The organism is Streptomyces sp. NPDC000075, assembly GCF_040301925.1.
Taxonomy (GTDB): Bacteria; Actinomycetota; Actinomycetes; order Streptomycetales; family Streptomycetaceae; genus Streptomyces; species Streptomyces polychromogenes.
On the sequence record NZ_JBEPFL010000019.1, the window covers coordinates 149,740 to 160,010 of the forward strand.

At 74.2% G+C, this 10,271-nt stretch carries 11 protein-coding genes; 2 read left to right on the forward strand and 9 right to left on the reverse strand.

The annotated features are described in order from the left end of the window. Positions 1-25: 25 nt before the first annotated feature. The 8 genes from ABT403_RS22710 to ABT403_RS22745 form a co-directional block, all read right to left on the reverse strand. Positions 26-565 carry an arginine repressor gene (locus tag ABT403_RS22710; protein WP_079425174.1) on the reverse strand — a complete coding sequence of 180 codons (540 nt, stop codon included), beginning with the start codon at positions 563-565 and terminating at the stop codon, positions 26-28. A 7-nt stretch (positions 566-572) separates the two neighbouring features. Next, a complete protein-coding gene (locus ABT403_RS22715) occupies positions 573-1,778 on the reverse strand; it encodes an acetylornithine transaminase (RefSeq protein ID WP_344159162.1) in 1,206 nt (401 codons plus the stop codon). Further along, the gene (gene argB, locus ABT403_RS22720; protein WP_344159159.1) at positions 1,775-2,713 is read right to left on the reverse strand and encodes an acetylglutamate kinase; all 939 of its coding nucleotides are present in this window, start codon (positions 2,711-2,713) and stop codon (positions 1,775-1,777) included. The genes ABT403_RS22715 and argB overlap by 4 nt, the downstream gene beginning before the upstream one ends. Continuing rightward, on the reverse strand, positions 2,710-3,867 hold the full coding sequence (gene argJ / locus ABT403_RS22725; protein WP_344159156.1) for a bifunctional glutamate N-acetyltransferase/amino-acid acetyltransferase ArgJ: 1,158 nt from the start codon (positions 3,865-3,867) through the stop codon (positions 2,710-2,712). Before argJ ends, argB begins: the two co-directional genes overlap by 4 nt. After that, the gene (gene argC, locus ABT403_RS22730; RefSeq protein WP_344159153.1) at positions 3,864-4,892 is read right to left on the reverse strand and encodes an N-acetyl-gamma-glutamyl-phosphate reductase; all 1,029 of its coding nucleotides are present in this window, start codon (positions 4,890-4,892) and stop codon (positions 3,864-3,866) included. Before argC ends, argJ begins: the two co-directional genes overlap by 4 nt. Before the next feature lie 75 nt (positions 4,893-4,967). Then, on the reverse strand, positions 4,968-5,468 hold the full coding sequence (locus tag ABT403_RS22735; RefSeq protein WP_344159150.1) for a GNAT family N-acetyltransferase: 501 nt from the start codon (positions 5,466-5,468) through the stop codon (positions 4,968-4,970). 70 nt (positions 5,469-5,538) lie between these two features. Next, entirely contained in the window at positions 5,539-6,300 is a 762-nt protein-coding gene (locus ABT403_RS22740; RefSeq protein WP_344159147.1) for an N-acetyltransferase, read from the reverse strand. A 96-nt stretch (positions 6,301-6,396) separates the two neighbouring features. Then, positions 6,397-7,836, reverse strand: a complete 1,440-nt coding sequence (locus ABT403_RS22745) for an aminotransferase-like domain-containing protein (RefSeq protein ID WP_344159144.1) — start codon at positions 7,834-7,836, stop codon at positions 6,397-6,399. On the opposite strand from ABT403_RS22745, the gene ABT403_RS22750 reads away from it, so the two are divergent. Together ABT403_RS22750 and ABT403_RS22755 are read left to right on the forward strand one after the other, a co-directional pair. Further along, positions 7,835-8,764, forward strand: a complete 930-nt coding sequence (locus ABT403_RS22750) for a DMT family transporter (RefSeq protein ID WP_344159141.1) — start codon at positions 7,835-7,837, stop codon at positions 8,762-8,764. The two genes, ABT403_RS22745 and ABT403_RS22750, sit on opposite strands and share 2 nt — an antisense overlap. 59 nt (positions 8,765-8,823) lie before the next feature. Then, on the forward strand, positions 8,824-9,039 hold the full coding sequence (locus ABT403_RS22755) for a DUF1918 domain-containing protein (protein WP_344159138.1): 216 nt from the start codon (positions 8,824-8,826) through the stop codon (positions 9,037-9,039). 16 nt (positions 9,040-9,055) lie between these two features. Here ABT403_RS22755 and ABT403_RS22760 read toward each other — a convergent pair. Continuing rightward, positions 9,056-10,271: glycoside hydrolase family 10-like protein (locus ABT403_RS22760; protein ID WP_351649668.1), on the reverse strand; the 1,216-nt coding region annotated here is incomplete at its 5' end.

Consider the following 10,271-nt stretch of genomic DNA (forward strand, 5'->3'; position numbering starts at 1 on the left):
GGGGGCTGCCGGCCCGCAGGGGGGTCTAGCCCTCCTTCTGCGCCAGGCGCAGCATGTGGTCGGCCAGGGCCTGGCCGCCGGAGGGGTCGCGGCTGATGAGCATCAGGGTGTCGTCGCCGGCGATGGTGCCGAGGACGGCGTGCAGTTCGGCCTGGTCGATGGCCGAGGCGAGGAACTGCGCCGCCCCCGGCGGGGTGCGCAGGACCACGAGGTTCGCGGAGGCCTCGGCCGAGATCAGCAGTTCGCCGGAGAGGCGCCGCATGCGCTCCTCCTTCGCCGATTCGCCGAGCGGGGCCTGCGGGGTGCGGAAGCCGCCCTCGCTGGGGACCGCGTAGATCAGCTCGCCGCCGGTGTTGCGGATCTTCACCGCGCCCAGCTCGTCGAGGTCGCGGGAGAGCGTCGCCTGGGTGACGCTCAGCCCGTCGTCGGCGAGGAGCTTGGCCAGCTGGCTCTGGGAGCGGACCGGCTGCCGGTTGAGGATGTCCACGATCCGGCGGTGGCGGGCGGTGCGGGTCTGCGGAACGGAGGGGCCGCCGTTCTGCTCGTGTTCCTGCGCCTGGCTCATCGTCGTCTCATTCTCCGGATCGTCCCGCTTCGTCGAGGATGCCGGGAAGTGCCCGGACGAACGCGTCGACCTCGGCCTCGGTGATGACGAACGGGGGCATCAGCCGTACGACGTCGGGGGCGGGCGCGTTGACCAGGAATCCGGCCTGCTGAGCCGCCAGCTGCACCTTCGGCGCGAGGGGCTCCGTCAGCACGATACCCAGCAACAGACCCGAGCCGCGGACGTGGGAGACCAGCCCGTGACCGGAGGCTTCGATTCCGGAGCGCAGCCGCTCCCCCCGGGCCTTGACCTGGTCGAGCAGTCCGTCGGTGGCGATGGTGTCGATCACCGCGAGGCCGGCGGCGCAGGCGACCGGGTTCCCGCCGAAGGTCGTGCCGTGCTGGCCCGGCCGCAGCAGCCCGGCCGTCGGGCCGAAGGCGGCCACGGCGCCGATGGGCAGGCCGCCGCCGAGGCCCTTGGCCAGGGTGACGAGGTCGGGGTCGACGCCCTCGTGCCGCTGGTACTCGAACCAGGTGCCGCAGCGGCCGATGCCGGTCTGGACCTCGTCGAGGGCGAGCAGGGTGCCGGTGGCCCGGGTGATCTCGCGGGCGGCCGTCAGGTAGCCGGCGGGCGGGACGACCACGCCGTTCTCGCCCTGGACCGGCTCGATGAGGACGAGCGCGGTCTCCTCGGTGACGGCGGCCCGCAGGGCCTCGACGTCTCCGTAGGGGACGTGGGTGACCTCGCCGGGCAGCGGCAGGAAGGGCTCCTGCTTCTTGGGCTGGCCGGTGAGCGCGAGGGCGCCCATGGTCCGGCCGTGGAAGCCGCCGTCGGTGGCGACCATGTGCGTCCGGCCGGTGAGCCGACCGATCTTGAAGACGGCCTCGACCGCCTCTGTGCCCGAGTTGCAGAAGAAGACCCGCCCCTCGCGGCCGAACAGCTGGAGCAGCCGTTCGCCGAGCGCGAGAACCGGCTCGGAGGCGAAGAGGTTGGAGACGTGGCCGAGGGTCTTCACCTGCGCGGTGACGGCCTCGACGATCGCCGGGTGGGCGTGGCCGAGGGCGTTGACCGCGATACCGCCGACGTAGTCGGTGTACTGCTTGCCGTCCGCGTCCCAGACCTGGGCGCCCTCGCCGCGTACGAGGGCCACGGCCGGGGTGCCGTAGTTGTCCGTGAGCGCGCCCTGCCAGCGGGCCGCGAACCGCTGGTTGCCGGTCTCCTCGTTGTGCGTCACTGTACTGCTCCCCCTTGCGGTGTTCCGGGCCGCGGCGTTCCGGGCCGCGGATCGGGCAGGACCATCGTGCCGATGCCCTGGTCGGTGAAGATCTCCAGCAGGATCGAGTGCGGGACGCGTCCGTCGAGGACGCGCGCCGTGGGGACCCCGCCGCGGACGGCGTGCAGGCAGCCCTCCATCTTCGGGACCATGCCGCTGGACAGCTCGGGCAGCAGCTTCTCCAGCTCGCTGACGGTGAGCCGGCTGATGACCTCGTCGCTGTTGGGCCAGTCCGCGTAGAGGCCCTCGACGTCGGTGAGGACCATCAGCGTCTCGGCACCGAGGGCGGCGGCCAGGGCGGCGGCGGCGGTGTCGGCGTTGACGTTGTAGACGTGGCCGTCGTCGGCGCTGCGGGCGATGGAGGAGATGACCGGGATCCGGCCGTCCGCGAGGAGGGCCTCGATGGCCCCGGTGTCGATGGAGGTGATCTCCCCGACCCGGCCGATGTCGACGAGCTCGCCCTCGATCTCCGGCTTGTGCTGGGTGGCGGTGATGGTGTGGGCGTCCTCGCCGGTCATGCCGACGGCCAGCGGGCCGTGCTGGTTGAGCAGTCCGACCAGTTCGCGCTGGACCTGCCCGGCCAGGACCATCCGGACGATGTCCATCGCCTCGGGGGTGGTGACGCGCAGGCCCGCCTTGAACTCGCTGACCAGGCCCTCCTTGGCGAGCTGGGCCTTGATCTGCGGGCCTCCGCCGTGCACCACGACGGGCTTGAGGCCGGCCTGGCGCAGGAAGACCACGTCCTGGGCGAAGGCCGCCTTGAGGGCCTCGTCGACCATGGCGTTGCCGCCGAACTTGATGACGACGACCTTGCCGTTGTGGCGGGTGAGCCAGGGCAGGGCCTCGATGAGGATCTGTGCCTTGGGCAGCGCGGTGTGCTTCCTCGCGGCGCTCATGAGGAGTACGCGCTGTTCTCGTGGACGTACTCGGCCGTCAGGTCGTTGGCCCAGATGACCGCCGACTCGGTGCCGCCGGCCAGGTCCGCGGTGATGTGCACCTCGCGCCCCTTCATGGAGACCAGGTCGCGGTCCTCGCCGACGGAGCCGTTCTTGCAGACCCACACGCCGTTGATGGCGACGTTCAGGCGGTCCGGGTCGAAGGCCGCCTTGGTGGTGCCGATGGCGGAGAGCACCCGGCCCCAGTTGGGGTCCTCGCCGTGGATGGCGCACTTGAGCAGGTTGTTGCGGGCGATGGACCGGCCGACCTCGACGGCGTCGTCCTCGCTGGCCGCGCCGATCACCTCGATGCGGATGTCCTTGCTGGCGCCCTCGGCGTCGCCGATGAGCTGGCGGGCCAGGTCGTCGCAGACGGCCCGGACGGCGGCCGCGAAGTCCTCGTACGCGGGAACCTGCCCGGAGGCGCCGGAGGCGAGCAGCAGCACCGTGTCGTTGGTGGACATGCAGCCGTCGGAGTCGACCCGGTCGAAGGTGGTGCGGGTGGCGTCGCGCAGCGCCTTGTCGAGGGTGGCGGCGTCCAGGTCGGCGTCGGTGGTGAGGACGACGAGCATGGTGGCCAGGCCCGGGGCGAGCATGCCCGCGCCCTTGGCCATGCCGCCGACGGTCCAGCCGTCCTGGCCGGCCGTGGCCGTCTTGTGCACGGTGTCGGTGGTCTTGATGGCGATGGCCGCGGCCTCGCCGCCGTCGGCGGAGAGGGCCGCCGCGGCCGTCTCGACGCCGGGCAGCAGCTTGTCCATGGGCAGGAGGACGCCGATCAGGCCGGTGGAGGCGACGGCGATCTCGCCGGCGTTGTGCTCCCCGCCGAGGACGGAGGCGACCTTCTCGGCGGTCGCGTGGGTGTCCTGGAAGCCCTTGGGTCCGGTGCAGGCGTTGGCACCGCCGGAGTTGAGGACGACGGCGCTGACCGTGCCGCCGCGCAGGACCTGCTCGGACCAGCGGACCGGGGCGGCCTTGACGCGGTTGGAGGTGAAGACGCCGGCGGCGGCCAGTCGCGGCCCGTTGTTGACCACGAGGGCCAGGTCGGGATTGCCGTTCGCCTTGATCCCGGCGGCGATGCCCGCCGCCGTGAATCCCTGTGCTGCCGTGACGCTCACGGTGCGACTCCGATCGTGGAAAGTCCCAGTGCCTCGGGGAGGCCGAGGGCGATGTTCATGCTCTGCACCGCGCCGCCGGCGGTGCCCTTGGTCAGGTTGTCGATCGCGCTGATGGCGATGAGCCGCTGGGCGGACTCGTCGTAGGCGACCTGGAGGTGGACGGAGTTGGAGCCGTACACCGACTTCGTGGTGGGCCAGACGCCCTCGGGGAGCAGCTGGACGAAGGTCTCGTCCGCGTACGCCTTCTCGTAGGCGGCGCGCAGCGATTCCGCGGTGGTGCCGGGCCGGGCCTTGGCCGAGCAGGTGGCGAGGATGCCGCGCGGCATGGGCACGAGGTGGGGGGTGAAGGAGACGGAGACCCGCTCCCCGGCGAGGGGGGAGAGGTTCTGCACCATCTCGGGGGTGTGGCGGTGGACGCCGCCGACGCCGTAGGGGCTGACGGTGCCCATGACCTCGGCGCCCAGCAGGTGCGGCTTGAGGGCCTTGCCGGCGCCGGAGGTGCCGGTGGCGGCCACGACCACGGCCTCGGGCTCGGCGAGCCGCGCCTGGTAGGCGGGGTAGAGCGCGAGCGAGACCGCGGTGGGGAAGCAGCCGGGCACGGCGATCCGCTTGGAGCCGGCGAGGGCGGCCCGGGCGCCGGGGAGCTCGGGGAGGCCGTAGGGCCAGGTCCCGGCGTGCGGGGCGCCGTAGAAGCGGTCCCAGTCGGCGGAGTCCTTCAGCCGGTGGTCGGCGCCCATGTCGACGACGAGCACCTCGTCGCCGAGCTCGGCCGCGACGGCGGCGGACTGCCCGTGCGGCAGGGCGAGGAAGACGACGTCGTGGCCGGCGAGGACCTCGGCCGTGGTCGGCTCCAGGGTCCGTCCGGCGAGCGGCACCAGGTGCGGCTGCAGGCCGCCGAGGAGCTGTCCGGCGTTGGAGTGTCCGGTCAGCGCGCCGATCTCCACCTCGGGGTGGGAGAGCAGCAGGCGCAGGACCTCACCGCCCGCGTATCCGCTCGCTCCGGCCACCGCTACACGTACCACCATCGGACCCTCCTCTTCGATGGCATGACTATACGTACCTTTGCAGGGTTATGCAAAGGCCTTCCGGGGCCCGGCACCTCAACAGTCCCGCTCGTATTCGACCTGTTCAAGGGGGTGGCCGTCACCGAAATCGCAGGGGCGCGAGGCGCCGCTCTCGGTGAAGCCGGACTTGGCGTAGAAGCGCCGGGAGCGGGGGGTGTCGCGCAGGGTCCACAGGTGCGCGGCGGTGAAACCCTCGGCGCGCAGCCGCACCAGCGTGCCGGTCATCAGGGCCGCGGCGACGCCGGTGCCCCAGCCGTCGGGGTGGGCGTAGAAGCTGAGGATCTCGGCGGTCCCCGGCGGGCGGGTGTCCGAGGGCCGGTACCAGGACAGGGCCAGGGGACGGCCGTCGGCCAGGGCCAGCAGGACCGTCCCGGGGCCGTCCGTGACGCGGGCGTGCCAGCGGGAGCGCCGGTCGGCGACGCCCGCCGCGGCGAACTCGGGGGTGAAGAAGGGGCCGTACGCGGCCCCCCAGGCGGCTGCGTGGATCTCCCCGAGCGCGTCCCCGTCGACCGCGCCCGCCCCACGAATCTCGATCATGTCCGGCAACCTAACGGGGGCGGCGGATTGACCGCACCCGTTTCCCGGCGCCGCCAATCAAACGCCGTGTTCAGCCGGTGGGCGCCGTGAGCGGGTGGCGGACCCAGACGTTGGGTTCCACGTAGACCGCGTAGTCGTGCTCCGGCTCGCAGTGGACGAGGCCCAGCGCCCCCGGCACCCGGACGGGCCCGGCCGCGTCGAAGGGCAGCCCGGTCCACTGCCGCCACTGGCCGAGGGAGCCGGTGACGGTCATCGAGAGCGGGGCCACGGAGTCGATGACGGCCCCCGCCCGGACGTGCACCCGCAGCCACGGGTCGTACGGGAGGCCGTCCTCGCGGGTGCGGTACGCGTACTCGGACATCGGCGTCCCGGGCTCGGCGGGCTTCCCGCTCGGCCGGACCGGGGCCACGACCTCGGTGAACCCGGCGGCGCGGGCGCCCTCGCGCATCGCGGCCAGCATCCGGCCGGAGAGCCCCCGCCCCTGCCGGCCCGTGGCGACGGAGATCTCCAGGGCGCTGACCGTGTCGGGCCGGATCCCGTGCCGCTGGTCGGAGAAGGCCCACATCAGCACCCGGTCCCAGCCCTGGGCGGGCAGCACCCCGCCGCGGTCGGCGGAGTGCAGGGCGAAGGGCACGCTGAAGGCCCGGGCGACCACCTCGTCGCCGTCGGTGGCGATGAACACGTAGTCCGGGAACTCCGCGACCAGGCGCGGGTAGAGCACCCAGGCCACGGCGTCGTGCCGGGCGAACTCGGGCCAGGAGTCCTCCATGTCCCACAGCCGGGAGGCCAGCTCGGGGCGGCGGGACAGGGAGGTGATCTCGATCTCGGTCATGAGCCGCAGGCTAGGCGCGCGGCTCCCCCGTCTCAACGGAGTTTGGGCCGGGGCCCGCAGGTCAGGGCCGCCAGCCGGGCCACAGGTCAGGTCAGGTCACGGCCAGCGCAGCCCGCCGCGCAGCCGCTGGACGGCCTCCACCAGCTCCCCCGGCCCCGAGACCCCGGCGAAGCTCATCCGCACGTACGCCGCCGGGGGCTCGGCGCAGAAGTACGGCCGGCCGGGCGCGACCGCGACCCCGGCGCGCAGGGCGGCCGCTGCGAACTCGGCGTCGCCGCCTTCGCACGCCGGGCGCACCCACAGCTGGTAGCCGCCGCGCGGCAGGTGGGGGACCTCCGCCCCGGGCAGCTCCCGGCGCAGGGCCCCGGCGAGCACGTCGCGCCGGTGGCGCAGTTCGCCGGCGACGGCCCGCAGGTGGCGGGGCCAGGCGGGGGCGCCGACCAGTTCGAGGGCGGCCTCCTGGAAGGGGCGGGGAACGAAGAAGCTGTCCACGACCTGGATGGCGCGCAGCCGGTCCATGACCGGGCCCCGGGCGGCGAGGGCGCCGACGCGCAGGCTGGGGGAGGTCGCCTTGGTCAGGGAGCGGACGTGGACGACGATCCCGTCCGCGTCCTCGGCGGCCAGGGTGGCCGGCAAGGGGCCCGCGTCCTCGTGGGCGAGGCTGCGGGCGTAGTCGTCTTCGACCACGAAGGCCCCGGCGGCCCGGGCGATGCGCAGCACCTCGGGCCGCCGCTCGGCGGAGAGGACGGCCCCGGTCGGGTTCTGGAACAGCGGCTGGCAGACGAAGAGCCGCGCGCCCGTGGCCTCGAAGGCGGCGGCCAGCAGCTCGGGCCGGACCCCGTCGGCGTCCACGGGGACGGGTACCGGCCGGCAGCCCGAGGCGCGGGCGATGGCCAGCAGCCCGGGGTAGGTGGGCGACTCGACCAGGACGGGCGCGCCCGGCGGGGCCAGCGCCCGCAGGGCGGTGGTCAGGGCGCTCTGCCCACCCGCGGTGATCATCACGTCGGCTGCGCCCAGCGCCCCGACCGTGCCCCCGATCTCCCGGGCGAACCAGTCCCGGAGCTCCGGCAGTCCCTCCATCGGCGGGCGGCCCCAGGCTCCGGGCCGGCGTCCGGCCCGGGCGAGGGCGGCGGCCATCGCCCGCTCGGGCTGGAGGGAGGGGTGCAGGTATCCGCCGTTGAGCTCGATGACCCCCGGCGGCGGCTGGGCCAGCGAGACGAGCACCCCGGAGGCGTCGACGGAGCGCGGGACCACCTCCCCGGCCCCTTCGGCGCTCAGGGCGACCTCCTGCCAGGAGGTGTCCCCGGGCGCGGGCCCCAGCGTGCGGGGGTGGGCGCGGTACACGCCGGCGCCGGGCCGGGTGACGACGAGGCCTTCGGCCGCGAGCTGCGCGAGGGCCCGGGAGACGGTGACGGGGCTGACGCGGTAGCGCTCGACCAGAGCCCGACTGGAGGGGAGCTTTCCACCCACCGGGTAGCGGTCCAGCTCGGACCGCAGGGATTCCGCCAGTTCCGCCACACTGCTACGCTCGTACATGACAGCACAGAATAGCGCTACTCGCCCGACCCCGATAGCAGTCCAGGTGGGGGGCCGTAGCGAGGACCAGGCAGGGAACCGCAGCGGCACCGTCCTCGCCCTCCTCGGGGTGGTCGCCTTCTCGCTGACCTTCCCCGCCACCGCCTGGGGGCTGGAGAGCTTCGGCCCCTGGTCGTTCGTGGCGCTGCGCAGCGTCCTGGCCGCCGTCATCGCGGCCGGCTTCCTGCTCGCCGGACGGGTACCGCTGCCGTCCCGCGCGCACTGGGCGGGGCTGGCCGTCGTCGCCGGCGGGGTGGTCGTGGGCTTCCCGCTGCTGACCACGCTCGCCCTGCAGACCTCCACCACCTCGCACGCCGCCGTCGTGGTCGGCCTGCTCCCGCTGACCACGGCCGCCCTGTCGGCCCTGCGCACCGGGGCCCGGCCGCCCCGGGCCTTCTGGGCCGCGGCCGTCGCCGGGGCCCTGGTGGTCCTCGTCTTCACCCTGGCGCAGAGCGGCGGCGCCCCCTCGGCCGGGGACGCCTACCTGTTCGGGGCGCTGCTGGTCTGCGCCGCCGGGTACACCGAGGGCGGGCGCCTGGCCCGGCTGATGCCGGGCTGGCAGGTGATCGGCTGGGCCCTGGTGCTGTGCCTGCCGCTCGCGCTGGCCGGTTCCGCGCTCGGCCTCGCGGCCGAGCCGGTCCACCTGACCTGGCACGGAGCGGCCGGCCTGGTGTGGGCGGCGGCCGGCTCGACCTTCCTCGGGCTCTACGTCTGGTACCGGGGCATGGCCGCCATCGGCGCCCCGCGCGCCAGCCAGCTCCAGCTCGCCCAGCCGCTGCTGACCCTGGTCTGGTCGGTGGCGCTGCTGGGCGAGCACCTGTCCCCGGCGACCCCGCTGGCCGCCGGGGCCGTTCTGGTCTGCATCACCGTGACCCAACGGGTCAAATAGCCCCGGATCGGCCTAAACTACTGGCACCGGACCGGACCTGTTCCGAGGGAGGTCAGCAGATGCGAGCGACCGAGGGCGACCAGCTGGTGCAGCACGGCAGGATCGTGGGCCAGCACGACAGGGTGGGCGAGATCGTCGAGGTGCTGGGCGAGAACGGCGCGCCCCCGTACCGGGTGCACTTCCCGGACGGGCACGACGCCGTGATGTCCCCCGGCCCCGACTGCGTGGTACGCCACCCGGACCGGCCCGAGGGCGGGTCCGGCACCTGGCGCTGAGCCACCTGACATTCGGTCAGCGGGGCGCCGCCACCGCCTGGTAGTGGTCGGCGACGACCCTGGCCATGGCGCCGTTGGGGTCCGCGGCCACCTGCTTCGCCGAGAAGTAGACGTGGCCGCGGACCTCCGCGTACTTCTTGGCGAGGGTCAGGTGCCGGGAGAGCTCCGCCGGATCGCGCCAGGCGGGCGTGGAGCTCTGCGCGTCGCAGCGGTACAGCGCCTCGCCCACGTAGAGGTCCACGCCGGTGCCCGCGACCGTCCGCGCCCACCAGGGCACGATCGCCGCGTAGTCCGCCTGCGGGTGCCCGATCTGCCAGTAGGCCTGCGGCACGATGTAGTCGAGCCAGCCCTCGGTGACCCACTTGCGGGTGTCCGCGTACAGGTCGTCGTACGTCTGCACGCCCGCCCGCGTCGGCGAGCCGAGCGGGTCGGTGTCCCGGTTGCGCCACACCGCGAAGGGGCTGACCCCGAACCGCGCCGCCGGACGGACCTGGCGCAGCCGCCGGCTCATCTCGGAGACCAGCATGTCGGTGTTGTGGCGGCGCCAGGCGGCGCGGGAGCCGAAGGAGGCCCCGTACTCGGCGTAGGCGTCGTCGTCGTCGAAGTACTCCCCCTCCACCGGGTACGGGTAGAAGTAGTCGTCCCAGTGGACCCCGTCGACGGGATAGCGGGAGACGGCGTCCAGCATCGCCTCCTGCACGAAGGCCCGCACCTGCGGCAGCCCGGGGTTGTAGTAGAGCTTGCCGCCGTACGGGACCACCCAGTCGGGGTTGCGGCGGGCCGGGTGCCCGGCCGAGAGCCGGGACGGGTCGCCGTGGTTGGCCACCCGGTACGGGTTGAACCAGGCGTGCAGCTCCAGGCCCCGCGCGTGCGCCTCGGCGACGGCCGTGCCCAGCGGGTCCCATCCCGGGTCCTTGCCCTGGGCCCCGGTCAGCCACTGCGACCAGGGCTCGCGCGCCGACGGCCAGAAGGAGTCGGCGGCCGGGCGGACCTGGAGGACCACCGCGTTCAGCCGGCGCCGGACGGCGGTGTCGAGGAGCGCGATCAGCTCCGCGCGCTGCTCCCGGGCGGCGAGGCCCGACGCGGAGGGCCAGTCCACGTTCTGTACGGTCGCGATCCACATCCCCCGGAACTCCCGGGCCGCCGCCCGGCCCGCTCCCCCGCCCCCGGCCGCCCGCCCCGGCGCCCGCGCCGGGCCGGCGGCCGCCCCCGCCCGGCCCGCCGCCGCCTCC

What these genes read in the sequence shown, in the direction of transcription:
- ABT403_RS22710 (WP_079425174.1), bottom strand. Translation starts at nt 565, where the DNA reads ATGAGCCAGGCGCAGGAACACGAGCAGAACGGCGGCCCCTCCGTTCCG.
- argB (WP_344159159.1), bottom strand. Translation starts at nt 2,713, where the DNA reads ATGAGCGCCGCGAGGAAGCACACCGCGCTGCCCAAGGCACAGATCCTC.
- argC (WP_344159153.1), bottom strand. Translation starts at nt 4,892, where the DNA reads ATGGTGGTACGTGTAGCGGTGGCCGGAGCGAGCGGATACGCGGGCGGT.
- ABT403_RS22735 (WP_344159150.1), bottom strand. Translation starts at nt 5,468, where the DNA reads ATGATCGAGATTCGTGGGGCGGGCGCGGTCGACGGGGACGCGCTCGGG.
- ABT403_RS22740 (WP_344159147.1), bottom strand. Translation starts at nt 6,300, where the DNA reads ATGACCGAGATCGAGATCACCTCCCTGTCCCGCCGCCCCGAGCTGGCC.
- ABT403_RS22750 (WP_344159141.1), top strand. Translation starts at nt 7,835, where the DNA reads ATGACAGCACAGAATAGCGCTACTCGCCCGACCCCGATAGCAGTCCAG.
- ABT403_RS22745 (WP_344159144.1), bottom strand. Translation starts at nt 7,836, where the DNA reads ATGTACGAGCGTAGCAGTGTGGCGGAACTGGCGGAATCCCTGCGGTCC.
- ABT403_RS22755 (WP_344159138.1), top strand. Translation starts at nt 8,824, where the DNA reads ATGCGAGCGACCGAGGGCGACCAGCTGGTGCAGCACGGCAGGATCGTG.